Origin of the sequence: Burkholderia sp. MSMB1588, assembly GCF_001546925.1 — a bacterium.
Taxonomy (GTDB): Bacteria; Pseudomonadota; Gammaproteobacteria; order Burkholderiales; family Burkholderiaceae; genus Burkholderia; species Burkholderia humptydooensis.
Map to the genome: position 1 here is coordinate 1,111,833 of NZ_LNJS01000001.1, position 25,094 is coordinate 1,136,926.

The window sequence follows — 25,094 nt, forward strand, 5'->3', positions numbered from 1 at the left end:
TCGCGCGCGTTACCGGCCGTCGCCCTGCGCGCCGTGAAAGAAGCGGCCGAGCTCGGCCGCGAGCTCGTTGAGCACGCCCATTTCCTGCTGCGAGATCTTGCGCGCCGGCTGGCCGACCGCCCAGTCGCCGTACAGCAACGCGACCGTGGTCTGCTCCGCGGCGACGGGCAGCAGCACGAACGCGCGCGCATCGTCGAACGCGTCCAGATACCACGCGGGCAGCCGCTTGACCATCTTCGGATCGTGTGCGTTCTCGATGAAGATGCCGACCGAGTTCGTGATCGCGAGATGAAACACGTCCGGCTCGAACGTCTCGTGAAAGCGCAACTGCTCGAGCGCCGCGTCGACGTCCGGCCCGAAGCCGAGACGCGCGGCGAACACGCCGTCGTCATGCCGCACGAACATCACGGTGCGCGTGAACGCGAGGCCCGCGAGCACGCTTTCGGACGCAAGCGCGAGCACCGGGCCGAGCACGTGCTCGGACGGCAGCGCACGCAGATCCGCGAGGCCCGCCTCGAGGCACGCCTGCGGGGTCGACGCGCCGCGGGCGATTTCGTCCGCGCTCGCGCGCAGCTCGACGATCTCGCGCATCACCGTGTCGCTCGTCTCCTCGCGCGACAGCGACGCGGCGATCTCGGCGAGCTCGTCGGCGCTGGTGCCGAGCACGCCGTGAAAGCGGTGCGCGAGCGCCGCGATCCGCGCGTCGCGCTGCTGCGCGTGCATCGACGTGAGCGCGGTCGCGACGTCGGTCGAGCAGTGGCTGACCGCGCGCAGCCACTGGACGTCCTGCGTTGCGCTGTCGTTGGCGTCGAAGCGCGTCATGCCCGCGCGGATCAGCTCCGGCAGCCGCCAGCGCGAGGCCGCCTCGAGGCCGATCTCGTCGTAGTCCACGCCGAGCACCGCGCGGCACGCGGCTTCGTCGTCGTCGTCGTGCTCGGCCGCGCGCTGGCGGATCTCTTCCCACTCCGCGTCGAGATAGCAGACGACGAGCAGCTTGCCGACCTGCCGCATCAGCGTGCAGACGACCGCTTCCTCGCCCGCGCGAAGATCGACGTGCTCGGTCAGCTTGCGCGCGACGCAGCCCGAGAGCAGCGCGCGGTTCAGTTCGAGCTTCGCGTCGATGCGGCGCGGCGCGCTGTGATGAAAGTGGTCGACGAGCTTGAGCCCGACGACGAGATGGCCGACGGCGTCCATGCCGAGCACCATCAGCGCGCGCGTGACGGTCGTGATGTTGCCGCCGAACGCCATGTACATCGCCGAATTCGCGAGCCGCAGCACCTTCTGCGTCAGCGCGAAGTCCGACAGCACGACGCGCACGAGCGCGGTGAAGTCGAGATCGTCGCTCTTCATCGCGGCCATCGTCGCGCGCAGCGCGTCCGACAGCAGCGGGAAATCGCCGCGCTCGTTCATCCGGGCCCAGAGCTTGTCGAGCAGCGCCGTTCGCGGCAGTTGTGCGGTGATTGACATACGAATCAGTGATTGAGAAAGCCGGCTGCGTGCGTCATGCGGCTGCGTGCAGATAGAGCTCCTGCGCCTCGAAGCGTTGCGCGAGTTCGTCCGACGGCAGCGCCTGGCAGACGAGCCAGCCTTGAATGTGGTTGCAGCCCATCTCGGTCAGCAGCGTGCGCTGCGCCTCGGTCTCGACGCCCTCCGCGACGAGCTCGAGCTCGAGCGTCTGCGCGAGGCCGACGACCGCCGACACGATCGCGCGGTCGTTTCTCGACGTCAACAGATTTTCGACGAAACTGCGGTCGATCTTCAGCTTCGCGAGCGGGAAGCTCTGCAGGTAAGCGAGGCTCGAATAGCCGGTGCCGAAATCGTCGACCGCGAACCGGATGCCGAGCTCGGTCACTTCCTCGAGCAGCGTCTTCGCATGGTTCGGATCGTGCATCAGCAGGCTCTCGGTGATTTCGAGGACGATGCGGCGCGGATCGATGCCCGTCAGCTTGATCGCGTCGCGCACGCTCTGCGTGAAGCGCGGGTCGCGGAACTGCTGCGGCGACACGTTGACGGCCACGTACTGCAGCGCGATCCCCTGCCGGTCCCACGACACGAGCTGCATGCACGCGGCTTTCAGCACCCAGTTGCCGAGATAGTTGATGAGGCCGATCGATTCGGCGAGCGGAATGAACGTCGCGGGCGCGACGAGCCCGTGCACCGGGTGGTGCCAGCGGATCAGCGCCTCGACGCCGACGACGGCGCCCGTGTGGCTCTTCGTGATCGGCTGGAAATGCAGCGAGAACTCGCCGTTGCGCACGCCGTTGTAGAGATCGGCCTCGAGCTTCAGGCGCTCGGCGTCGGCCGGATCGTCGGTCGGCTGATGGAACGCGAGCGCGTTGCCGCCCGCCGCCTTCGCCTGCGCGAGCGCGCGGTCCGCGCGCCGCAACAACGGACTGTGGTGCTGCGCGTGCTTCGACGCGGCGCGCGTGTCCGGGTCGATCGCGATGCCGACGCTCGCTGACAGGTGCACCGCCTGGCCGTCATACGCGTATGGCTGCTGGACGGCCGTCTGCAACTGGCGCGCGAGCGCTTCGGCCGCGTCGATCGCGGCGATGCGCGTGGGCGCGCTCAGCATCACTGCGAACTTGTCGCTCGCGACGCGCGCGAGCCGCTCGCCGCGCGTCGCGAGCCGCTGCAGCCGCTGCGCGGTGTCGCGCAGCAGCGCGTCGCCCGCGTCGTAGCCGAGCGCGCGGTTGATCCGCTGGTAATCGTCGAGATCGAGCAGCAGGAGCGCCGTGCAGCCGCCGCCTTCGTCGGCCATCTTCTGCGCGCGCATCAGCGCGGGCAAGAGCGCCGACAGGTTGTCGAGCCCCGTCATCGGATCGTGGTGCAGCTCGTACGTGAGCCGCGCCTCGATCGCCCGCCACGACGACACGTCGAACGCGGCGATCGCGAAGCCGTCGACGCCGTGGTGGCGGCTTTTCACCGCGCGCACCTCGACGTCGAGCGGGTAGGTCAGCGATTTCACGAGGCACAGCGTCGCCTTCTCGACGTCGCCCGTCGCCGACGCGCGCGCGAGCAGGCCGTCGAGCGCCGCGGTATCCTGCTCGGGGATCAGGTCGCGCAGCGTCAGCGTGTGCAGATAGTCGCGGTGATAGCCGATGAAGCGCAGGCTTGCGTCCGACACGTACAGGAAGCGCAGATCGCGGTCCACGTGGGCGAGGAAATCGACCGCGCCGACGGTTTGCTCCAGCCAGCTTCGGACCGTATCGTCGGCGCGCGGCGTGCCGGCGCGCGCGGGCATCAGCGCGCCGCCCGACCAAGCGAAGCGGCGGAGCTTGTGAAGTGCGGCGCGCCAGGAGCCCTTGCGGGGCGTTTTGTTCCTGATGGCTTCCATGTATCTCGCTGGCGTGAAGGGGCTGGAACCGGTGTCCGGACGCAATAACGGCGCATTGTGCCGATTCTTTAGTGTCAGGGAAGAAAGGAACTGGCGCATTTCGTCACGTGCGTCAGTTCGGGATGCGAACGCGATCGGACGGCTTGCCGGGCGCTAAACCCTGTTGAACATATGGACATTCGAAGACGAGGACTCAGATGAATCGAAAACTGGCATCAGGCGCGGCTGCCGCGCTCTTCGCGCTGTACGCGGTTGCGGCGCACGCGGTACTGAAGGTGGGCGACGCGGCGCCCGACTTCAGCGCGCAGGCGTCGCTCGGCGGCAAGACTTACACGTATTCGCTCGCCGACGCGCTGAAGAAAGGCCCCGTCGTGCTGTACTTCTATCCGGCCGCGTTCACGACCGGCTGCACGATCGAGGCGCATGCGTTCGCCGATGCGGTCGACGCTTACAAACAGTATGGCGCGACGGTGATCGGCGTGTCGGCGGACGACATCGGCACGCTGACGAAGTTTTCGGTCAGCGAATGCCGCAGCAAGTTCCCGGTCGCCGCCGATCCGGACGCGAAGATCATCCGCGAGTACGACGCGAAGCTGCCGGCGATCTCGAAGGCGAACCGCGTGTCGTACGTGATTTCGCCGGACGGGAAGGTGCTCTACGAGTACACGAGCCTGTCGCCCGACAAGCACGTCGAGAACACGCTGAACGCGGTGAAGGCGTGGGCGGCGTCGCACCGGCAGCCTTGATGCGGCTTTGATGCGGCTTTGATGCGGCCTGGGCGGCGAAGGTCCGGCGCGCGGGCGCCGGTAAACCCGCCGCGCGCCCGCTTATGCGCGCAGCGCCTGCTCGATCGGCACGCCGCCGCCGACGAAGCCGACCATCTTCTTCGAGATGCCGAGCTTGATCGCCTCGATCGCCGCCCAAGCGACGTCCTGGCGCGCGACGGGCGGCGCGTTGTCGAGCCGCTCCTCGGTGAGCGCGATCTTGCCGACGCCCGGATCGTCGGTGAGCGGGCCTGGGCGCAGGATCACGTAGTCGATGCCCGACGCGATCACGCGGTCGTCGCCCTCGCGCTTCATCTGCGAGTAGTGGCGCAGGAACTCGGGGCTGCGCTGCGGCCAGTACGCGGTGAGCGAGCTGATCACGACGAGCTTCTGCACGTTGTGCGCCTTCGCATAGTCGGCCGCGCGCGCGACGGCGTCGCGGTCGATCTGTTCCTCTTCGGTCGCGCCTTCCGACTCGGCGGAGCCCGCCGCGTAGATCGCGTGCGTGATGCCGTCGAACGCGGACGAGAAGTCGCCCGTCAGATCGGCAACGACGACTTTCGCGCCCGGCAGCGCAAAATCCGGCCGGCGCACGAGCGCCGTGACCTCGAAATCCTGCTGCTTGAGCAGCAGGTCCGCGAGCGCGCGGCCCGTGCGGCCGGACGCGCCAATCAGCAGTACCTTCATCGACATGAAACCGCTCCTTGCATTGCGCTGCGTCAATGGCGCCCTCCAGGCGAGGGGCTGACGTCGAACGTCCAAGTGTATGCCGAATTCGCGTCCGATCGGTGGTGCCGAAACGAGATTCGGATCAAGGTCCGGCGCGCGAAGGCGGCCTCGCGCACATGGCGGCGCGCGCCCGGACCCGGCCGATCGCGGCTGCGGGCGGCGCTCGCGGGCGGTGCGCCGCCTGTTCGTCAATGGCGGGTGAGGCTTTCGCCGCGCACACGCGCGCATCGTTGCCCGTCATTTATGAATAGGCGATGGGCTTCGTATCAGGCGTAAGCATTTGTGACACGGCGGCATCGCCCGCGTCACTCGCTCGCGACCGCCGCGCCGCCCGACGACCGGCGATTCCGGCGCTTCTCGGCCCACACGCGCAGCCGGTCCATGTACAGATAGACGACGGGCGTCGTATAGAGCGTCAGCATCTGCGACACGATGAGCCCGCCCGCGATCGCGATCCCGAGCGGCGCGCGCATCTCCGCGCCGTCGCCGTGGCCGAACACGAGCGGCAGCGCGCCGAGCAGCGCCGCCATCGTCGTCATCATGATCGGCCGGAAGCGCAGCAGGCATGCTTCGTGAATCGCGTCGAACGACGACTTGCCTTGCCGCGACGCGTCGATCGCGAAGTCGACCATCATGATCGCGTTCTTCTTCACGATGCCGATGAGCAGGATCACGCCGATCAGCGCGATGATGCTGAACTCGGTCTTGAAGAGCAGCAGGCCGAGCAGCGCGCCGACGCCCGCCGACGGCAGCGTCGACAGGATCGTGACCGGATGGATGTAGCTCTCGTACAGAATCCCGAGCACGATGTAGACGGCCGCGAGCGCGGCGAGGATCAGGATCGGCTGATCCTTCAGCGACTCCTGGAACGCCTGCGCGGTGCCCTGGAAGCTGCCCTGGATCGTCGGCGGCACGCCGACCTCGGCCATCGTCTGGTAGATCACCTGCGTCGCCTTCGACAGCGACACGCCGGGCGGCAGGTTGAACGAAATCGTCGTCGCGACGAACAGGCCCTGATGGTTGACCGCGAGCGGCGTCGTGCTCGGCCCGAAGCTCGCGATCGCGGAGAGCGGCACCATCGTCGATTTCGACGTCGACACCGCCGCGCCCGACGACGCGCTCGACTTGCCGCTCGACGCGATCGAGTTGAGCGCCTGGTTGCGCGCCGAATCGGCGGCGATCGCGGCGGCGCTCTGCGCGGCCGCGCCGGCCGTCGACGCGCGCGTCGAGGTCGCGACGTAGGTGCCCGCCGCCGCGTTCGTCGTCTGCGCGCCGCTCGCGCTGCCGCCCGATGTGCTGACGTAGATCTGCTTGAGCATCTCCGGGCTCTGCCAGTACTGCGGCGCGACCTCCATCACGACGTGGTACTGGTTGAGCGGGTTGTAGATCGTCGACACCTGGCGCTGGCCGAACGCGTCGTACAGCGTGTTGTCGATCTGCGCCGGCTTGATGCCGAGGCGCGCGGCGGTCGCGCGGTCGATCGTCACCATCGCCTCGAGGCCGCCTTGCTGCTGGTCGGAGTTCACGTCGGCGAGCTCGGGGCGCTTTTGCAGCGCCTCCGTGAGGATCGGCCCCCACTTGTACAGCTCGGCCGTCGAGTCGCCGAGCAGCGTGAACTGATACTGCGCGTTGCTCTGCCGGCCGCCCGCGCGGATGTCCTGCGCGGCCTGCAGGAACGTGCGCGCGCCCGCGACGCCGGCGAGCTGCGGCCGCAGTTGCTGGATCACCTGATCGGCCGACAGCTTGCGCTGCGGCTTGTCCTTCAGCGCGACGAACATGAAGCCCGAGTTCGTCTGCGCGCCGCCCGTGAAGCCCGCGACGTTTGCGACGTTCGGATTCGCGCGGACGATGCGCATCATCTCGGTGAACTTGAGCTTCATCGCCTGGAACGAGGTCGTCTGGTCGGCCTGGATGCCGCCGATCATGAGGCCCGTGTCCTGCTGCGGGAAGAAGCCCTTCGGCACGACGATGTACAGCGCGATGTTGAGCGCGATCGTCGCGACGAGCGTCATCAGGATCGTGAGCGGATGGCGCAGCGCCCACGACAGCGTGCGCTCGTAGCCGCGCTGCATCCGCTCGAAGCCGCGCTCGAGCCAGCGCGCGACGCGGCCCTCGTCGCGCGGATCGTGCGCTTCGGGCAGCAGGCGCGCGCACATCATCGGCGTGAGCGTGAGCGACACGACGAGCGACACGGCGATCGCGAGCGACAGCGTGAGCGCGAATTCGCGGAACAGGCGCCCGACGATGCCGCCCATCAGGAGGATCGGCAGAAACACCGCGACGAGCGACAGGCTGATCGACAGCACCGTGAAGCCGACCTCGCGCGCGCCGTCGAATGCGGCCTGCAGCCGCGGCGTGCCGTTCTCGATGTGGCGCGCGATGTTCTCGAGCACGACGATCGCGTCGTCGACGACGAAGCCCGTCGCGACGATGAGCGCCATCAGCGACAGGTTGTTCAGCGAGAAGCCGAGCAGATACATCGCGCCGAACGTGCCGATGATCGAGATCGGCACCGCGACGCTCGGGATCAGCGTCGCGCGCCAGTTGCGCAGGAACAGGAACACGACCATCACGACGAGGCTCACCGCGATGAGCAGCGTGTGCTCGGTGTCGGCGAGCGATGCGCGGATCGTGCGCGAGCGGTCGAGCACCGGCGTGACCTGGATGTCGGCGGGCAGCGCGGCCGTCAGTTGCGGCAGCGCGGCCTTCACGCGCTCGATCGTGTCGATGATGTTCGCGCCGGGCGACCGGTACAGGATCACGAGCACCGCGCGCTCGCCGTTCATGAGGCCGAGATTGCGCAGATCCTCGACCGAGTCGACGACGCTCGACACGTCCGAGAGGCTCACGGCCGCGCCGTTGCGGTACGCGATCACGAGATCCTTGTATTGCGAGGCCTTCGACGCCTGGTCGTTCGTGTATAGCTGATAGTGGTGCGGGCCGGACTCGATCGCGCCCTTCGGGCTGTTCGCGTTCGCGGACGCGAGCGCGGCGCGCACGTCCTCGAGGCCGATCCCGTAGTGGAACAGCGCCTGCGGCTCGAGCTCGACGCGCACGGCCGGGTTCGCCGAGCCGCTCAGGCTGACCTGGCCGATCCCGTCGACCTGCGACAGCGACTGCTGCAGCACCGTCGACGCGGCGTCGTACAGCTTCGCGGGCGACGCCGTCTTCGACGTGAGCGACACGACCATGATCGGCGAATCGGCCGGGTTGACCTTGCGGTACGTCGGGTTGCTCTTCAGGCTCGCGGGCAGATCCGCGCGCGCGGCGTTGATCGCGGCCTGCACGTCGCGCGCGGCGCCGTCGATGTCGCGGTTCAGGTTGAACTGGAGCACGATCCGCGCGTTGCCGACCGAGCTCATCGAGGTCATTTCGGCGACGTCCGCGATCGAGCCCAGATGCCGCTCGAGCGGGCTCGTCACGCTGGTCGCGACGGTCTCCGGGCTCGCGCCGGGCAGCGACGCCTGCACGAGGATCGTCGGGAAATCGACCTGCGGCAGCGGCGAGACGGGCAGCTTGACGAACGCGAACAGGCCGGCGAGCGCGATCCCGAGCGCGAGCAGCGTCGTCGCGACGGGGCGGGTGATGAACGGGCGCGACAGGTTCATTTACGCGTCCGGATGCGCGGCCGGGCGGCCGGAACGCTCGAAGAAGCCGCGGATGCGGCGCGCGAGCGCGTCGAAGCCGAGGTAGATCACGGGCGTCGTGAAGAGCGTGAGCACCTGCGACACGATGAGCCCGCCCGCGATCGCGATGCCGAGCGGCTGGCGCAGCTCGGAGCCCGCGCCCGAGCCGACGATGAGCGGCACGGCGCCGAGCAGCGCGGCGAGCGTCGTCATCAGGATCGGCCGAAAGCGCAGCAGGCACGCCTGGTAGATCGCCTCGCGCGGCGGCTTGCCCTCGACGCGCTCCGCCTCGAGCGCGAAGTCGATCATCATGATCGCGTTCTTCTTCACGATGCCGATCAGCAGCACGATGCCGATGATCCCGATGATGTCGAGGTCGTGCCCGGTGATCATCAGCGCGAGCAGCGCGCCGACGCCCGCCGACGGCAGCGTCGACAGGATCGTGATCGGGTGGATGTAGCTCTCGTACAGCACGCCGAGCACGATGTACATCGTGACGATCGCGGCGAGGATCAGGAACAGTTGGTTCGACAGCGACGCCTGGAACGCGAGCGCCGCGCCCTGGAAGCGCGTCTGGAAAGACGCCGGCAGGCCGATTTCCCGCTCGGCCGCGTCGATCGCCTTCACCGCCTCGCCGAGCGACGCGCCCGGCGCGAGGTTGAACGAGATCGTCGTCGCCGGGAACTGCGACAGGTGCGTCACGAGGAGCGGCGCGGGCCGCTCGTGGAACGTCGCGATCGTGGAGAGCGGCACCTGGCCGCCGCCCGCCGACGGCAGGTAGATGCCGTTCAGCGAATCGGTGTAGTGCTGCATCCGCGGCTCCGCTTCGAGGATCACGCGGTACTGGTTCGACTGCGTGAAGATCGTCGACACGATCCGCTGGCCGTACGCGTCGTAGAGCGCGTTGTCGACGGTCGCGGGCGTGATGCCGAAGCGCGCGGCGCTCGCGCGGTCGATCTCGATGTAGACCGACTTGCCGTTGTTCTGCAGATCGGTCGCGACGTCGGCGAGGGACGGCTCCTTCTTCAGCCGGTCGACGAGCTTCGGCACCCAGGTCGCGAACTCGTCCGGGTTCGGGCTCGTCAGCATGAACTGGTACTGCGTCGGGCTGACTGTCGAGTCGATCGTCAGATCCTGCACCGGCTGCATGTACAGCGAGATGCCCGTGACGTTCGCCACCTGCCGCTGCAGCGAGCGGATGACGTCGCTCGCCGATTCGCTGCGCTCGTCGCGCGGCTTCAGGTTGATCAGCATCCGGCCGCTGTTGAGCGTGATGTTCGAGCCGTCGACGCCGATGAACGACGTGAGGCTCACGACGTCCGGATGCTTCAGGATCTCGGCGGCGAGCGCCTGCTGGCGCTCGGCCATCGCGCCGTACGACACCGACTGCGGCGCCTGCGTGATCGCCTGGATCACGCCCGTGTCCTGCGTCGGGAAAAAGCCCTTCGGAATCACGACGTAGAGGAGGGCGGTGAGCGCGAGCGTGAGCACCGCGACGACGAGCGTCGAGCGCCGCCGGTCGAGCACCCACTGCAGCGCGAGCCCGTAGCGCGCGATCACGCGGTCGATCAGCGCGTGCACCTTCGCCTCGAAGCGGTGGCTTTCGGGCGGCGGCGTGTGGCGCAACAGCTTCGCGCACATCATCGGCACGAGCGTGAGCGACACGATGGCCGAGATCACGATCGTCACCGCGAGCGTGATCGCGAACTCGTGGAACAGCCGCCCGACGACGTCGCCCATGAAGAGGAGCGGAATCAGCACGGCGATCAGCGACACCGTCAGCGAGATGATCGTGAAGCCGATCTGCTTCGAGCCCTTCAGCGCCGCCTCGAGCGCCGAATCGCCTTCCTCGACGTAGCGCGCGATGTTCTCGATCATCACGATCGCGTCGTCGACGACGAAGCCCGTGGCGATCGTGAGCGCCATCAGCGACAGGTTGTTCAGCGAAAAGCCCGACAGGTACATCACGGCGAGCGTGCCGATCAGCGACAGCGGCACCGACAGGCTCGGGATGATCGTCGCGTAGACGTTCGCGAGGAACAGGTACATCACGAGCACGACGAGCGCGACCGCGAGCCCGAGCTCGAACTGCACGTCGCGCACGGCGGCGCGGATCATCGTCGTGCGGTCGGTGACGATCTGCACGTCGAGCGCGGCGGGCAGCGATTCCTGCAGCTTCGGCAGGATCGCCTTGATGTTGTCGACCGTCTGGATCACGTTCGCGCCCGGCTGCCGCTGCACGTTCAGGATGATCGCGGGCTCGGCGTCGACCCACGCGCCGAGCTTCGTGTTCTCCGAGCCGGCGACGATCTTCGCGACGTCGGTGAGCATCACCGGCCGGCCGCTCTTGTACGCGACGACGGCGTCGTGGTACTGGTCGGCGCTCGTCAACTGGTCGTTCGCGTTGATCGTGTACGCGCGCGTCGGGCCGTCGAAGTTGCCCTTCGGCGTGTTGACGTTCAGGTTCGAGATCGTCGTGCGCAGGTCGTCGAGGTTCAGGCCGTAGGACGCGAGCGCGAGCGGGTTCGCCTGGATCCGCACGGCCGGCCGGTTGCCGCCCGACAGGCTGACGAGGCCGACGCCCGACACCTGCGAGATCTTCATCGCGAGACGCGTGTCCGCGAGATCCTGCACCTGCGTGAGCGGCAGCGTCTTCGACGTGACGGCGAGCGTGATCACGGGCGCGTCGGCCGGATTGACCTTCGCGTAGATGGGCGGCGCGGGAAGGTCCGACGGCAGCAGGTTGCCCGCCGCGTTGATGGCCGCCTGCACTTCCTGCTCGGCGACGTCGAGCGGCAGGTCGAGGCTGAACTGCAGCGTGATCACGGACGCGCCCGCCGAGCTTTGCGACGACATCTGGTTGAGCGACGGCATCTGCCCGAACTGCCGCTCGAGCGGCGCGGTGACGGACGACGTCATCACCTCGGGGCTCGCGCCCGGATAGAAGGTCTGGACCTGGATCGTCGGATAGTCGACCTCGGGCAGCGCGGCGAGCGGCAGAAAGCGCAGCGCGACGAGGCCGGCGAGCATGATCGCCGCCATCAGGAGCGCGGTGCCGACCGGACGAAGAATGAAGACGCGGGACGGATTCATCGGTCAGCCGGCGTCATTGCGACTGGGCCTGCGACGCGCCGCCGTGGCGGCGCCCGCCGTGCGCGCCCGACGCGGCCGATGCGCCTTTCGCGCCCGACGCCTGCTTCGGCTGGTTGGCCGGGATCGTGATCGCCGAGCCCTCGCGCAGCCGGTCGGAGCCGTCCGTCACGACGCGCTCGCCGACGGCGAGCCCCTCGACGATGCTCGTGCGCTCGCCGTCGACGGGGCCGGGCTTCACCTTGCGCACGCTCACCGTGTTGTCCGGCTTCACGACGTAGACGAACTGGCCGATCGAGCCCGTGAGCACGGCCGACGTCGGCACGATCGTCGCGTCGCGGATCGTGTCGACGAGGAGGCGCGCGTTGACGAACTGATTCGGGAACAGCAGGCTGTTCCTGTTCTCGAACGTCGCGCGCAGCTTCACGGTGCCCGTCGTCGTGTCGATCTGGTTGTCGAGCGTGTCGAGCGCGCCCGTCTCGAGCGGCGTCGTGTTGTTGCGGTTGTACGCGGTGACCGACAGCCTGCCGCCGGCGCTCATCTGCTTGAGGATCGCGGGCAGGTTGTCTTCGGACGTCGTGAAGATCACGCTCATCGGCTGCAATTGCGTGATGACGACGATGCCGTTCGTGTCCGACGGCGTCACGTAGTTGCCCGGATCGACCTGACGCAGGCCGACGCGGCCCGTCACGGGCGCCGTGATCCGCGCGTACGTGAGATTGAGCTTCGCGGAATCGATCGCCGCGCGGTCGATCTGCACGGTGCCTTCGTACTGCTTGACGAGCGACGCCTGCGTGTCGGCCGTCTGCTTCGCGATCGAATCCTGCGCGACGAGCGTCTGGTAGCGCTTCAGGTCGAGGCGCGCGGTCGCGAGGAGCGCCTCGTCGCGCGCGAGCGCGCCCTGCGCGTTCGCGAGCGAGATCTGGTACGGGCGCGGATCGACTTGCGCGAGCACGTCGCCCTTCTTCACGATCTGGCCTTCCTGGAACGACACCGATTGCAGATAGCCGGACAACTGGGTCCTGACGGTCACGTTCGCGAGCGGCGTGACGGTGCCGAGCGCGTTGAGGACGACGGGCATCTCGCCGCGCACGGCGGCGGCGACCTGGACGGGCTGCGGCAGGTTCGCGAGCGCGGCGGGGCCGCCGCGCTTGCGTGCGCCGCCTGGCTGGCTCTCGGCGCTCGGGCTGCCGCCGCTCTTCCACGGATGCCACCACAGCACGCCGCCGATCACGACGGCCGCGAGCGCGCCGAGCGCGATCAGCTTGCGGCGGGGGCGGCGCGGGCTGGGACCGGACGGCGGGTGAGCGGAAGAGCGGGGCGTGGGCTTTTCTTGATTGTCCATCGGTTCGATCTGGAGGTCGGCGTGCAGTGCATACGACAGGCGCGCACGGGCCGCGTTCGCGGTCGTCGCGACCGGGCCGGCTTGCGGCCCGGCCGCGACGTAAAAGAGAAAAGAGCGGGGCGCGCCGGTTGTGGCGCGGGGTTGCATGATGCTACGTCCCTACGACGGTTACAGTCCAGCACCCTATCTTTCCGCGAATTACGATCGTTACAGATGAACGGGCGATGACATGCGGCGATGACGCGGGCCCGCGTGCGCGGCGCGGTCTGTCGCGGCACTGCGCCATCCATGTCAACGTGCGAGATTCGGCCACGCGGCGCCGCCGATCTCGCGCGTGATCTTCGCGATGCACTCGCGCAGCGCAGGCACCGCGACCGAGCGCAGGAAGTCGGGCGTGCACTGGTGCGCGGAGCCGCCGCAGTTGACCGCGTAGCATTGGCCCGTCGGCGCGACGAAGCCCGCTGCGATCGCGTTCAGTTCCTCGCGCCATTCGCCGATCGCGATCGCGTAGCCGTGTTGGGCGATGTCGGCGAGCGCGGCATTCAGCCGCGACACGACGAATGGCCAGTCGTCGCCCGCCGCCGCCTGCAGCGCGCCGATCAGCTCGCGGCGCGGGGCGTCCTCGAGCGCGGCGAGGTACGCGCGGCCGACCGCCGTGCGCGCGACGTCCATCCGCGAGCCCGTTTCGAGCCGCGTGACGAGCACGGCCGAGCGGGGGCGGATCACGTCGATCGCGACCATGTCGAGGCGGTCGCGCACCGCGAGGTGGACGGACAGCGATGTCTTTTCGGCGAGTTCGACGAGGAACGGCCGCGAGCGTGCACGGATGTCGAAGTTGCGCAAGAAGCCGTTGCTGAGCTCGAGCACCGACGCCGTCAGCACGAAGCGCTCGCTGTCAGGCAACTGGAACAGGAAGCCCGCGCTGACGAGCGTCGCCGTGATGCGCGACACGGTTGGCTTCGGGATGCCTGTCAATTCTGCCAGTTCGCGGTTGCTGACCGGAGCATCGGAGATCGCGATGCGGCGCAGGACCGCCAAACCGCGCGCGAGGGCCGTTATTTCGTCGGTGGTGGCTTCCCGTTCTCGGGAGAGGGCTTGGGCGTTGGAGCGTGTCGTCACGGGAATCTCTCTTTTTTCGAAACTTGATTTCAGATTCTTATCAATTGTAAGACGAATGTCGAGAAAGTGTGCGCGGCTTGCCACTTTCTTTCGCAATGCGCAATATTTACTGGATTACCCCGAGTTTATTAGGGAAATGTCGGATCGTGCAGCGCCGAAAATGAGATGGAGGCATGTATTTTTCGCTTGACTTGTCGTCCGGAAACGGAAAAAATGTCTCCTAATTTCGAAACGTTGTTTCGCTAGTTTAGATGGGAACGACGTTCGATGCAGTCTCTCAGGTTCTAGCACGGCCCTCGGAATGGCTAGAACTTTTTTAGCGCCACGGTCTCCGTGGCGCTTTTTTTTACCTGTTCGCAGCCCGAAGGGTGTTCCCATATATTGGGATTGAATGGGCGGCGCGCGGCAAGCGCGCATAAAAAAAGCGCGACGCCACGAGGGCATCGCGCCAATCCGGTGCCAGGCGCCGGCGAATCAGCCGTGACGACGAAGAAAATCCGGTATCACGCCTTCTTGAGCTGGATCGCCGTGGGCTCTGCCGTCAGATAGCCGACGCTCGCGCCGAAGCGGTCCTTGTAGTTCGCGCGCACGAGCGGATCGAGCACGCCCTTCACCTTGTCGTGCAGCGGCGATTCCCAGTCGCCGACGTGCTGGAGGTTGCTCATCACGTAGGTCCAGCCGTTGATCTCGTCGACCGCGTGCAGGCCCGTTGATTCCGCGCCCGCCGGGCACGACAGCACGCGCGAGAGCTGCTTCGTGTCGACGTGGTACGCCCACAGGAAGTTGTTCACGTGCATCCCCGAATCCTCGCCGATGAAGAGGGTGCGCAGCTTTTCCGAGAACTTCAGGTTGTCCGGATTCGCGATCTTGTCCGGGTGCGCAATGTTGCCGAGCGCGTCGGCCGCGGCGAGATCCTCGCCGACGAGCGCCGCGGGCGCGCTCATGTCGACAGGCACCCAGTCGCTCGCGATCGCGGCGCCCGACGTGTCGCGCTGGCCGCCGCGCATGTTGAGCGCGTACACCGCGCCCGCGTTGATCGCGCGATCGAGCGCGATGTCCGGCGACGCGGCCGCGTTGCCGCGAACCATCGACTTCTGGATGTACGACATCGCCGAATACAGCACCTTGTCCTTCGCGTTGACCGTCGTGCCTTCGAGCTTCGTGAAGCCCATGCTGGCGCCCGCGTATGCGGCATAACGGTGCGTCTCGAGGAACGCCGCGGCCTTCGTCATGCCGGGCTTGATGCGGACCCAGTTGAACGCGCCGCTGAAGTTGATCTTCGCAAACGACGCGTCGCCCGGGTCCTTCGTCGCGACGTCCATGATGTCGGCCGCCTTCAACTGGTTCGCGAGCGCCTTGATCTCCGCGCTCGTCGCGTGGCCGAGATTGATCCACGTGAGCGTTGCCGCGCCTGCGCCCGCCGACGACGTCTGCGTCCATTTCGCGACGTACAGCGTGCCCGCCGACAGGTCGGCCGCCTTGTCGGCGATGAACATGAAGAGGCCGCCGTTCGTCGCGTCGTCGCCCATCAGCACCGTGCGCTGGTCCGGCATCACCTGCACGAGTTCGTGCGAGATCCGGCCGAGGCAGTAGTGCTTGCGGATCGAGCCCGTGCCGTCCGGGTTCACCGTGACTTCCGGCAGATGGCCGTAGTGATAGGGGTTCGCGGCCGTCTCGCTGCCGAACGTGTTCTTGCTGAACGCCTTGAATTGAGCGTCGCTCGCGGCCTTTGTCGCGTCCGGCTCGTACTCCTCGCTCGACAGATGCGTGTTCCACGGCGACAGGCTCGCGCCGCACGTGATCCAGAGGCCGTGCGCGGCCGACGTGTCGACGTTGTGGTACTTGACGAGCTTGAGCGCGCCAGTCGCCGGATCCTGGTCGAGCGTCAGCACGGCGATCGGCGACGGCAGCCGGCCGTATTGCGATGCGCTTGCCAGGTCGCGCGTCGTGTATTCGAACTGCACGACGGCGAATACCGTTCTGCCTTTCACGCCCGCTACGCTCGCGTTCTCGAGCGTGAGGAGCGAGCTGCCGTCCGGGCAGTCGGAATAGAACTGGCGCTCCCGGCCCGGAACCGAGCGATCGATGATCGGCTGGTTGTTGGCGTCGTAATAGCCGCCCGCGAGGATCGTGCCACCTTTGCCGTCGGGCACGCGATCGCCCGTCACGAAGAATGGCCGGTACGCGAGCTTGTAGTTGCGCGTCGAGCCGTCGGTAAACGAGACCGACAGCGTCGAGCCGACGGTCGTCGTCGCCATCGCGGCCGGGTCGGCGAGCGTCGGCGCGGCCATCGACGAGAACGCGGCCGCCGCGAAGCCGGCGGCGGGCGGCGCGGCGGCGACGTCGTCGTCGCCGCCGCAGCCGGACAGCAGGGCGGGGAGCGCGACGCCGGAGAGCGGCAGCATCGGCGCGCCGGCGAGGATCTTCAGGGCATGGCGGCGGGAGGGATTGGGCAGCGCGGGCATGGGAAATCCAGTTGTTGTGGGCGACGGAAATCGACGGCGCGCCGGCGGCGGGCGCGGCGGACGGCGACGAAAACAAGCTGAAAGTGTAATTTTCATAAATGAAAGTTTTTTGAATTGATTTTGTACGGATTGGCGGACGTCTCGCGCCGTGCGCGCCAGCGTGGATTTCGCGGGAGGATGCCGTCCGGGCGGAGCGCCGCGCGCGCCGCTACCGGTGCGGCAACGACATGTAAAAAAGAACCGGAAGCCGCCGAGGGCGCGCCGGCGCGTCGTATCATGGCCCTTTCGCCACTCGGAGCCGCTTTGCCGCGCCATTCGCCATGACGATCGAGATCGCCCACGCAACCGCCAATCTCTCCCGCGCCGGCCGCCGCCGGCTGCGCGCCGTCGCGCTCGCGGCCGCCGTCGCCGCCGCGCTTGCCGGCTGCAAGAAGCCGGAGGAGGCGAGCGCGCCGCCCGACAACGCGGCAAGCGCCGCCGCCCACGCGGCCCAGCAGACGACTCGGCAGCTCGATCAGGTCGCGAGCTTCGTCAATCAGCAGATCCAGGCGGCGAAGCAGGGCGTCGCATCGGCGGCGTCCGCCGTGCCGCTCGTCACGGCGAGCTCGGTGTCGGCCGCCGCGCAGGGCGCTGCGTCCGCCGTGCTCGGGCAGGCGGCCGCCGCGGCCGGCACGAGCCTCGAGGCGGCCGGCCGCAAGCTGCAGCAGTGGAGCCAGACGGCCGCGCTCGGCGCGTCGGGCGCGTCCGCCGCGAGTGGCGCCGCGGCGAGTCAATAAATCCACTTGCCTGTCCGCCTAAATGTAATTATGATGGTTACATATTGTCGTCAAGGCGGGGTGCGAATGCATGCCGCCGCAGGTGAATCATGAATACGAGCAGCCGGTTCGCATTTGCCGTCCACGTGCTCGCGCTGTTGTCGTTGCAGGAAGGTGTGCCGCTGTCGTCGGACATGATCGCGGGCAGCGTGAACACGAACCCGGCGCTGATTCGCCGTCTGTTGTCGATGCTGGCGGCGGCGGGGCTCACGACGTCGCAGCTCGGCGCGGGCGGCGGCGCGCTGCTGGCGCGCGAGCCGTCGCGCATCACGCTGCTCGACGTCTGCCGCGCGGTCGACGATGCGCAACTGTTCGCGCTGCACCGCGAGGCGCCGAATCCGGCGTGCCTCGTCGGGCGGCACATCCAGGGCGTGCTGACCGGCTACATCGGCGACGCGCAGCGAGCGATGGAGGCGTCGCTCGCTACGCGCACGCTCGCCGACGTGACGGCCGACGTGCTGCGCTCGGAAGCGTCCGGGCAGCCGGGCCGGGGGCAACAGGCGAGCGGTTGAGCGCATTCGGCCGCCGGCGCGCGGCGTGATCGCGCCGCTGCCGGGTCGAGTTGACTATGATGGGGATCGTGGATCCCTCTTTTTTCGAATGAATATGTAATTATTTGAGTTACATATTCGCCAACCAGGAGAATCGACATGACGCAACGTACTTTGAACATCGCCCTGTTCGGCGCAACCGGCATGATCGGCTCGCGGATCGCGGCCGAAGCGGCGCGCCGCGGCCATCGGGTGACGGCGCTGTCGCGCAATCCGGCGGCGAGCGCCGAGAACGTTGCCGCGGAAGCGGCCGACCTGTTCGATCCGGCGAGCATCGCCGCCGCGCTCGAAGGCCAGGACGTCGTCGCGAGCGCCTACGGGCCGAAGCAGGAGGATGCGTCGAAGGTCGTCGCGGTCGCGAAGGCGCTCGTCGACGGGGCGCGCAAGGCGGGCGTGACGCGCGTCGTCGTCGTGGGCGGCGCGGGCACGCTCGAAGTGGCGCCCGGCAGGCAGCTCGTCGATACCGAGGGCTTTCCGGACGCGTACAGGGCCGTCGCGCTCGCGCACCGCGACGCGTACGACTACCTGTCGACCGTGCAGGACCTCGACTGGACGTTCTTCTCGCCCGCCGCGCTGATCGCGCCCGGCGAGCGCACCGGCCGGTTCCGCACCGGCGCGGGCAGGCTGATCGTCGATGCGCAAGGCAACAGCAAGATCTCGGCCGAGGACTATGCGATCGCGTTCGTCGACGAGATCGAGCAGAACCGCTTCGTCCGGCAGATCGCGACGGCCGCTTACTGATCGCGGCGCGGGCGCCCGTTGGGGCTACACTGGCGATCGTCGTCACCACTTGTACGATCGCATGCCGATTTCGCCTCGCCTGCTCTTCGCTCGCGGCGCCGCGCTGGCGATCGTTCTCGCCGGCTTCGCCCTCGCCGTTGCGCCGCACGCCGCGCGGGCCGCGGCCAATCCGGGCCTTGCCGCGTTCCAGAAGCTGATCGCGCCCGCCGCCGCGTCGGACGCCGCCGCGCCGGCGTCGGGCGCGGCGGCGGCAGCGCCGTCGCCGGCGAGCGCGGGCGTGATCGGGCTCGCGGTCGGCTTCGGCGCGCAGTCGCTCGTGTCCGATCTGATCACCGGGCTTTTCATTATCGTCGAGGACACGATCTCGGTCGGTGACTGGATCGATGTCGACGGCGGCCACGCGGGCGCCGTCGAGCATCTGACGATCCGCACCGTGCGGCTGCGCGACGGGCAGGGCGCGCTCCATTCGATTCCGTTCTCGCAGATCAAGATCGTCAAGAACCTGTCGCGCGACTACGGCTACGCGGTGTTCGAAGTGCGCGCGCCGTTCTCCGCGGATCTCGACCGTGTGCTGCGGATCGTGCGCGACGCGGGCGCGGATCTGTGGAGCGACGCCGCGGTGCGCCGGTCGATGCTCGGCGGAGTCGAGGTCTGGGGGCTCGATCGCTTCGAGCCGAACTGGATGGTCGTCAAGGGGCAGATCCGCACGCGCCCGCAGCAGCAATCGACGGTGATGCGCGCGTTCAATGCGCGGATCAAGCAGCGCATGGACGATGCCGGGATCGAGATTCCGTTGCCGCGAATGCATGTCTATACGACGGCGGCGGGCGGCGTCGCGGCTGTCGGTGACGCGACGCGCGGCGGCGAAGGGCGGGCCGGGCGCGCCGAGACGAGTGCCGAAGCGGGCGACGGCCGCGTCGGACCGCATGCCGATGTCCGCGCGGATGCGGCGGGCAAGCGGGGCGCGCAAGGCGCGTGACGCGCATGCTGTGCCCGGTTCGCCGCCCCGCCCGCGCGTGCGCGGCGAAGCCGGGCTCGGGCCTGTTCGAGCACGCTCGCGCGCCGCGGCGCGGAATTAGCGCGCCGCGTCCGCGTGCGCCGCGCGCGCCGACGCGTTGAACACCGCAACCGGCTTGTACACCATCGCTTCGCAGCCGACGATCCAGTCGAGCGTGCTCTTCATCACGCCCGTCACGCCGTGCGCATACTCGGGACTCGCGATCAGCACGCCGGCGGCCGCGTTCAGCCGGTCGCGAAACGCCTGGACCGGTTCCGGCATCGGATGCTCGACATCCGGATTGAACAGCGGGAATTCGCCGAGCCGCTGGAACAGCGCGACGCGCATGCCGACGGGCGCCAGCGCGGCGGCCGCTGGCAGCAGGGCGGTGTTGGTCGACGCAGCGCGCAGGCTGCCCGAGATGGCCAGGATGTCGATGGTGTGCGCCGTGGGGCTGGGGGATCGCTTCGTGAAGGACGCGCCGGAGTCTATCAGGCGGCGCGGCGCCGCGTGGGGCGCGCCGCCGCAGTGCTCGCGCGAGCGCCGGCAAGCGCGGGCTCGTCACGCATACGCGCCGGCGTCGACCGCGACGACGTCGTTCACGTGCGTCGCCACCTGCTTGCCGGCGACGCCGTACACGTGCAGCGAGATCGCGGGCGCGTCGGGCTTCGCGCCCGCATGCCCGAGCCGGTGGATCGCCTCGCGCCCCGCGCGCACATACGACACCGCGCCCGTCGGCCGCGCGCGCTTGCGCGCGTCGATCGCGCAGCAGGCCGCGTCGCTCCAGCGGTAGACGATCTCGGTGAGCCCGCCTTCGAGCACCGCGTAGCCGCACCAAGCATGATGGCCGTGCACCGGGCTCCATTGGCCCGGCTCCCAGACGAGCGACACGACCGCATAGCGGCCGGCCGGATCGGCGGCGAGCAGGTGGCGGCGATAGCCCTCCGCGCCGCTCTCGCGCTGGGCGGGCGTGAGGAGGTCGGGCGCCGCGGCGGCTTCGGCGAGCGCGGCGCGCAGTTCGCGCGCGAACGCCGGATGCCGCGACGGCGCGGCTTCGTTGGCGAGCGCGTCGAATGCGGCGTCGAGCCGCGCGCAAAAACGCGCGATCGGCGTCGGCGCCGGCGCGGCGCGCTCGCGCGGCTTCGGATGCGTATCCGGTGCATGCGGGGGGGAGGAGGCGGCGTGATTCATCGTTGACTCGGTCGTCCATTGCCCGCGGCGACTTGCGCGGGTCGGTACGTATTTATACCGGTCGACCTGGAGAAACGGATTCCATATTGTTCCCTCATGCGGATAATGAATAGAATAATTTTCTATTCGCTAGGGACTGGGGAAATGGACGCGATCGATCGTAAGTTGCTCGAACTGCTGCAGGAGGACGCGACGCTGCCGATCGCCGAGCTCGCGCAGCGGGTGAATCTGTCGCAGACGCCGTGCTGGAAGCGGATTCAGCGGCTCAAGGAGACGGGCGCGATTCGCGCGCAGGTCGCGCTGTGCGACCCGCGCAAGCTCGGCGTGGGGACGACGGTGTTCGTCGCCGTGCGCACGAACCAGCACACCGAGGAGTGGGCGGCACGCTTCACGCAGGTGGTGCGCGACATGCCGGAAGTCGTCGAGGTCTACCGGATGAGCGGGGAGACGGATTATCTGCTGCGCGTAGTCGTCGCCGACATCGACGACTACGACCGCATCTACAAGAAGCTGATCCGCTCGGTGCCGCTCTTCGACGTGAGCTCGTCGTTCGCGATGGAGCAGATCAAGTATTCGACCGCGCTGCCGGTGCGCGACGGCGGCGCGGGCTGATCGAACCGGGCGGGCGGCGCGCTGCGCCCGGCGCGCGGGGCTCAGCGCCCGCGCTCGAGCGCGCGCCGGCGCTCGTCGGCGAGCGCGTCGCGCCGCACGAAATCCGCGACGAACGCGTTCGCCGGGCGGTGATAGAGGTTGTACGGCGTATCCCATTGCGCGAGCCGGCCGTCGTCGATCACGCCGATGCGGTCCGCGAGCGCGAACGCTTCCGCCTGGTTGTGCGTGACGAAGAGCGCCGTGTGGCCCGCCGCCTTCAGGATGTCGCGCACTTCGAACGCGAGCCGCTCGCGGGTGTCGACGTCGAGATTCGAGAACGGCTCGTCGAGCAGCAGCAGCTCCGGCGACGGCGCGAGCGCGCGGGCGAGCGCGATCCGCTGCTGCTGGCCGCCGGACAACTCGTGCGGGTACGCGTTCGCCGCGTCGGCCAGGCCGACGAGCTCGAGCATCTGCGCGGCGCGCGCGCGGCGCGACGTCTTCGGCGTGCGGCGCAGCCCGAATTCGACGTTCTGCTGCGCAGACAAGTGCGGAAACAGCGCGTAGTCCTGAAACATCATCCCGACGCGGCGCTTCTCGGGCGGCACGTCGGCGTCGCGGCTCGCGAGCGCGGCGCCCGCGAGCACGATCTCGCCCGCGCGCACCGGCTCGAAGCCCGCGATCGCGCGCAGCACCGTCGTCTTGCCGCAGCCGGACGCGCCGAGCAGGCAGCCGATCGCGCCGCGCTCGAGCGCGAGGTTCAGTCGATCGACGATCGTGCGCCGGCCGCGCGGCGTGTCGTAGGCGAGCGTGACGGCGTTCAGTTCGAGCAGCATGGCGGGCATGTCAGGATCCGGATTTCAGTTGGGTGCGCGCAAGCACGATCACGGGCACGAGGCCCGCGACGACGATCGCGAGCGCCGCGACCGCGCCTTCCTCGTAGGTGCCGCGCGCGGCTTCCGCGTAGAGCCAGGTCGCGAGCGTGTCGAAGTTGAGCGGGCGCAGCAGCAGCGTCGCGGGCAGCTCCTTCATCGCATCGACGAACACGAGCAGCGCGCTCGCGCCGAGCGCCGGGCGCAGCAGCGGCAGGTGCACGCGCCAGAGCGTCATGCCGGCCGATTCGCCGAGCGTGCGCGACGCCTGCTCGAGCGACGCCGGAATGCGCGCGAGACCGGCCTCGACGCTGCCCGCGGGAATCGCGAGGAAGCGGATCGCATACGCGATCACGAGCGCGGCGGCCGAGCCCATCAGCACGAGCGCGTCGCGCTCGAGCGCGGCGGCGATCGCGCGATCGGCGAGCGCGAGCGGTGCGAGCAGGCCGATCGCGAGCACGGTGCCCGGCACCGCGTAGCCGATGCTCGCGAGCCGCGCGTAGACGCGGCTCGGCTGGAACCGCGCGCTGTCGCGCGCGCGGCGCGTTGCCCACGCGACGACGATGCCGCCCCCGAGCGTGACGACGGTTGCGGCGAGCGCGACGGCGAGCGTGTTCGCGAGGCTCGCGAGCAACTGGGCCGATACGCCGCCGACGAGGTGCAGGCGCTTCGCGGTTTCGTGGACGAGATACGCGGCGGGCGCGCCGAAGCCGACGGCGACGGGCAGCCAGCCGAGCGCCGCCGCGCCGGCGGCGGCCGCGCCGCGCAGCCGCCGCGGCTCGATCGCGCGCATCCGGCGGCCGTGCGCATAGCGCTCGCGGCGGCGGCCGTAGCGTTCGAGCGCGAGCGCGCCGAGCACGATCGCGAGCATCGCGAGCGCGATCTGCGCGGCGCTCGCGAGGTCCGAGCGCGTGACCCATGTCGTGTAGACGGACACGGTGAGCGTCTGCACGCCGAGGAATTCGGACGCGCCGACGTCGTTCAGCGTTTCGAGGAGCGCGAGGCTCGCGCCGACCGCGATCGCCGGCCGCGCGAGCGGCAATACGACGCGAAAGAAGGTTTCGATGCGGCCCGCGCCGAGCGTGCGCGCGGCTTCGACGAGGCTCGCCGATTGCGTGACGAACATCGCGCGTGTGCACAGATAAACATACGGATACAGCACGAAGCCGAGCACGACGATCGCGCCCGGCAGCGAGCGCAGATCGGGCAGGCGGAATTCGCGCGGGCTGTCGAAGCCGAGCGCCCAGCGCAGCGCGGACTGCACGGGCCCGATCGGGTGCAGCAGGTCGAGATACGCGAACGCGACGATGTACGACGGCACCGCGAGCGGCAACAGCAGCGCCCACGCGAGCGTGCGGCGTCCGGGGAAGTCGTAGGCGGTGACGAGCCAGGCGGCGCCCGTGCCGACGCACGTGACGATCGCGCCGACGCCCGCGAGCAGCGCGAGCGTGTTCGCGGCCGCTTGCGGCAGCACGAATGCGGTCAGATGCCGCCAGTGCGACAGGTCGGCGCCGAGCGCCGCGCACGCGAGCGAGGCGAGCGGCGTGCCGACGACGGCGGCGATCGCCACCGCGCCCGCGAGCCAGCCGCGCGCGGCGACGCGCAAAAGGCGCGGGCGGCGCGCGAGCGGCGCGTCGACGTCAGTTGTCAAAGCCGACCTTGTCGATGAGCTGGCTTGCGCGCTTGCGGTACTTCGCGATCTCGGCGAGCGGCAGCGGATCGACCTTGAGCGGCCCGAAGGCGGCGATCACCGGATCGAGCGTGACGCCCGCGCGCACCGGATATTCGTAGTTCGCCTGCGCGTACAGCGCCTGCGCGGGCGGCGACGCGAGGTATTCGAGCAGCTTCACCGCGTTGTCCCTGTTCGGCGCGTGCTTCGCGACGGCCGCGCCGCTCACGTTCACGTGCGTGCCGCCGCTCTTCGCGTTCGCGAACGTCGGGCGCACGACCTTGATCGCGTCGCCCCACTGGCGCGCATCGGTGCCGGGCGCCGCGTGCTTCATGTGGCCGACGTAGTACGCGTTCGCGAGCCCGACGTCGCAGATGCCGCCGAGGATGTCGCGCGCGACGTCGCGGTCGCCGCCCGTCGCCTTGCGCGCGAGATTTGCCTTCACGCCGCGCAGCCACCGCTCGGTCGCCGCTTCGCCGTCGTGCGCGATCATCGCGGCGACGAGCGCGGTGTTGTACGGATGCTGGCCGGAGCGGATGCAGACCTTGCCTTTCCATGCCGGATCGGCGAGCGACTCGTACGTGATCGCGTCGAGCTTCAGGTTCTTGTCGACGTACAGCACGCGGTCGCGCAGCGACAGTGCGTACCAGTCGCCGGCCGCGCCGCGCAGGTTCGCGGGGATCGCGCCGTCGAGCGACGCCGAGCGCACGGCTTGCGTGAGCCCGCCGTCGACGAGGTCGAGCAGGTTGCCGATGTCGACCGTCATCAGCACGTCGGCGGGCGAGCGCGCGCCTTCCGCCTTCACGCGCTCCAGCAGGCCGTCCTTGACGAACACCGTGTGGACGGCGATGCCGCTTTGCTTCGTGAACGCGTCGACGAGCGGCTGGATCAGCTTGGGCTCGCGGGTCGTGTACAGGTTGACTTCGTTCGCCGCGTGCGCGGCGGGGGCGGCGACGGCGAGCGCGAACGCGAGCGCGCGCAGCAGCGGGCGGGCTTGCTTGACGAACATGGAGGGCTCCGGCGAAAGACGTGCGGTGGGCGGGCCGCTCCGTCAGGCAGGCCGCGCGGCCATCACGGAGCGAACATTACAAAACGAAAGAATTGAATTGTAATGCGAAATGAGAACGATTCGGGAATGATTCGCAAATGCGAATCGCTCGCAAAATGACTGATGAATCGGGCGACGGGCACCGGG

General features: G+C 68.8%; 17 protein-coding genes and 2 pseudogenes. 6 read left to right on the forward strand and 13 right to left on the reverse strand.

Annotation, left to right across the window (positions count from 1 at the left end; genetic code table 11):
• Positions 1-9: 9 nt before the first annotated feature.
• Positions 10-1,467 (reverse strand): HDOD domain-containing protein, encoded by a 1,458-nt coding sequence (locus tag WS92_RS16825; RefSeq protein ID WP_059932770.1) that lies wholly within the window; start codon positions 1,465-1,467, stop codon positions 10-12.
• Between the two features lie 34 nt (positions 1,468-1,501).
• Complete coding sequence (gene cdpA, locus WS92_RS16830) at positions 1,502-3,244, reverse strand: cyclic di-GMP phosphodiesterase CdpA (RefSeq protein WP_082743783.1); 1,743 nt, start codon at positions 3,242-3,244, stop codon at positions 1,502-1,504.
• 290 nt (positions 3,245-3,534) lie between these two features.
• On the opposite strand from cdpA, the gene WS92_RS16835 reads away from it, so the two are divergent.
• A complete protein-coding gene (locus WS92_RS16835) occupies positions 3,535-4,083 on the forward strand; it encodes a peroxiredoxin (RefSeq protein ID WP_015600667.1) in 549 nt (182 codons plus the stop codon).
• An 81-nt stretch (positions 4,084-4,164) separates the two neighbouring features.
• On the opposite strand, the gene WS92_RS16840 is transcribed toward WS92_RS16835, so the two are convergent.
• From WS92_RS16840 to WS92_RS16865, 6 genes are all read right to left on the reverse strand, one after another.
• The gene (locus tag WS92_RS16840) at positions 4,165-4,794 is read right to left on the reverse strand and encodes an SDR family oxidoreductase (protein ID WP_015600710.1); all 630 of its coding nucleotides are present in this window, start codon (positions 4,792-4,794) and stop codon (positions 4,165-4,167) included.
• 341 nt (positions 4,795-5,135) lie between these two features.
• Complete coding sequence (locus WS92_RS16845; protein ID WP_059932766.1) at positions 5,136-8,438, reverse strand: efflux RND transporter permease subunit; 3,303 nt, start codon at positions 8,436-8,438, stop codon at positions 5,136-5,138.
• The gene (locus WS92_RS16850; RefSeq protein WP_006029457.1) at positions 8,439-11,549 is read right to left on the reverse strand and encodes an MdtB/MuxB family multidrug efflux RND transporter permease subunit; all 3,111 of its coding nucleotides are present in this window, start codon (positions 11,547-11,549) and stop codon (positions 8,439-8,441) included.
• Between the two features lie 13 nt (positions 11,550-11,562).
• Entirely contained in the window at positions 11,563-12,891 is a 1,329-nt protein-coding gene (locus WS92_RS16855; protein ID WP_006029458.1) for an MdtA/MuxA family multidrug efflux RND transporter periplasmic adaptor subunit, read from the reverse strand.
• A gap of 291 nt (positions 12,892-13,182) precedes the next feature.
• Positions 13,183-14,010: an IclR family transcriptional regulator gene (locus tag WS92_RS16860; protein ID WP_059932764.1), complete on the reverse strand. Its 828-nt coding sequence runs from the start codon at positions 14,008-14,010 to the stop codon at positions 13,183-13,185.
• Positions 14,011-14,513: 503 nt separating this feature from the next.
• The gene (locus tag WS92_RS16865; RefSeq protein ID WP_059932762.1) at positions 14,514-16,475 is read right to left on the reverse strand and encodes a PhoX family protein; all 1,962 of its coding nucleotides are present in this window, start codon (positions 16,473-16,475) and stop codon (positions 14,514-14,516) included.
• A gap of 320 nt (positions 16,476-16,795) precedes the next feature.
• Between WS92_RS16865 and WS92_RS16870 the strand changes: the two genes are divergently transcribed.
• From WS92_RS16870 to WS92_RS16885, 4 genes and pseudogenes are all read left to right on the forward strand, one after another.
• Entirely contained in the window at positions 16,796-17,251 is a 456-nt protein-coding gene (locus WS92_RS16870) for a BCAL1086 family glycoprotein (RefSeq protein WP_059932760.1), read from the forward strand.
• Between the two features lie 89 nt (positions 17,252-17,340).
• On the forward strand, positions 17,341-17,802 hold the full coding sequence (locus tag WS92_RS16875) for an Rrf2 family transcriptional regulator (RefSeq protein ID WP_015601183.1): 462 nt from the start codon (positions 17,341-17,343) through the stop codon (positions 17,800-17,802).
• Between the two features lie 138 nt (positions 17,803-17,940).
• Positions 17,941-18,582 carry an NAD(P)-dependent oxidoreductase gene (locus WS92_RS16880; RefSeq protein WP_059932758.1) on the forward strand — a complete coding sequence of 214 codons (642 nt, stop codon included), beginning with the start codon at positions 17,941-17,943 and terminating at the stop codon, positions 18,580-18,582.
• 271 nt (positions 18,583-18,853) lie between these two features.
• A pseudogene (locus WS92_RS16885) lies at positions 18,854-19,561 on the forward strand (mechanosensitive ion channel family protein); the annotation flags it as partial.
• Between the two features lie 102 nt (positions 19,562-19,663).
• Here WS92_RS16885 and WS92_RS16890 read toward each other — a convergent pair.
• Both WS92_RS16890 and WS92_RS16895 read right to left on the reverse strand, forming a co-directional pair.
• Positions 19,664-20,071 (reverse strand): annotated as a pseudogene (locus WS92_RS16890) (NADPH-dependent FMN reductase); the annotation flags it as partial.
• A 69-nt stretch (positions 20,072-20,140) separates the two neighbouring features.
• Positions 20,141-20,770 carry a cysteine dioxygenase family protein gene (locus WS92_RS16895; RefSeq protein WP_059932756.1) on the reverse strand — a complete coding sequence of 210 codons (630 nt, stop codon included), beginning with the start codon at positions 20,768-20,770 and terminating at the stop codon, positions 20,141-20,143.
• A 144-nt stretch (positions 20,771-20,914) separates the two neighbouring features.
• Between WS92_RS16895 and WS92_RS16900 the strand changes: the two genes are divergently transcribed.
• Complete coding sequence (locus WS92_RS16900; RefSeq protein WP_009892050.1) at positions 20,915-21,382, forward strand: Lrp/AsnC family transcriptional regulator; 468 nt, start codon at positions 20,915-20,917, stop codon at positions 21,380-21,382.
• A 41-nt stretch (positions 21,383-21,423) separates the two neighbouring features.
• Here the strand turns inward: WS92_RS16900 and WS92_RS16905 are convergent, their stop codons facing one another.
• The 3 genes from WS92_RS16905 to WS92_RS16915 are packed head-to-tail and all read right to left on the reverse strand — an operon-like array spanning position 21,424 to position 24,908.
• Entirely contained in the window at positions 21,424-22,194 is a 771-nt protein-coding gene (locus WS92_RS16905; protein WP_059932788.1) for an ABC transporter ATP-binding protein, read from the reverse strand.
• Between the two features lie 10 nt (positions 22,195-22,204).
• Complete coding sequence (locus tag WS92_RS16910) at positions 22,205-23,881, reverse strand: ABC transporter permease (protein ID WP_059932754.1); 1,677 nt, start codon at positions 23,879-23,881, stop codon at positions 22,205-22,207.
• A complete protein-coding gene (locus WS92_RS16915) occupies positions 23,871-24,908 on the reverse strand; it encodes a Fe(3+) ABC transporter substrate-binding protein (protein WP_059932752.1) in 1,038 nt (345 codons plus the stop codon). Before WS92_RS16915 ends, WS92_RS16910 begins: the two co-directional genes overlap by 11 nt.
• Positions 24,909-25,094 lie beyond the last annotated feature (186 nt).

Coding starts and splice junctions, on each gene's coding strand:
- WS92_RS16880 (WP_059932758.1), top strand. CDS start 17,941: ATGACGCAACGTACTTTGAACATCGCCCTGTTCGGCGCAACCGGCATG.
- WS92_RS16875 (WP_015601183.1), top strand. CDS start 17,341: ATGAATACGAGCAGCCGGTTCGCATTTGCCGTCCACGTGCTCGCGCTG.
- WS92_RS16840 (WP_015600710.1), bottom strand. CDS start 4,794: ATGTCGATGAAGGTACTGCTGATTGGCGCGTCCGGCCGCACGGGCCGC.
- WS92_RS16915 (WP_059932752.1), bottom strand. CDS start 24,908: ATGTTCGTCAAGCAAGCCCGCCCGCTGCTGCGCGCGCTCGCGTTCGCG.
- WS92_RS16850 (WP_006029457.1), bottom strand. CDS start 11,549: ATGAATCCGTCCCGCGTCTTCATTCTTCGTCCGGTCGGCACCGCGCTC.
- WS92_RS16855 (WP_006029458.1), bottom strand. CDS start 12,891: ATGGACAATCAAGAAAAGCCCACGCCCCGCTCTTCCGCTCACCCGCCG.
- WS92_RS16870 (WP_059932760.1), top strand. CDS start 16,796: ATGACGATCGAGATCGCCCACGCAACCGCCAATCTCTCCCGCGCCGGC.
- WS92_RS16895 (WP_059932756.1), bottom strand. CDS start 20,770: ATGAATCACGCCGCCTCCTCCCCCCCGCATGCACCGGATACGCATCCG.
- WS92_RS16905 (WP_059932788.1), bottom strand. CDS start 22,194: ATGCTGCTCGAACTGAACGCCGTCACGCTCGCCTACGACACGCCGCGC.
- WS92_RS16865 (WP_059932762.1), bottom strand. CDS start 16,475: ATGCCCGCGCTGCCCAATCCCTCCCGCCGCCATGCCCTGAAGATCCTC.
- cdpA (WP_082743783.1), bottom strand. CDS start 3,244: ATGCCCGCGCGCGCCGGCACGCCGCGCGCCGACGATACGGTCCGAAGC.
- WS92_RS16825 (WP_059932770.1), bottom strand. CDS start 1,467: ATGTCAATCACCGCACAACTGCCGCGAACGGCGCTGCTCGACAAGCTC.
- WS92_RS16845 (WP_059932766.1), bottom strand. CDS start 8,438: ATGAACCTGTCGCGCCCGTTCATCACCCGCCCCGTCGCGACGACGCTG.
- WS92_RS16900 (WP_009892050.1), top strand. CDS start 20,915: ATGGACGCGATCGATCGTAAGTTGCTCGAACTGCTGCAGGAGGACGCG.
- WS92_RS16835 (WP_015600667.1), top strand. CDS start 3,535: ATGAATCGAAAACTGGCATCAGGCGCGGCTGCCGCGCTCTTCGCGCTG.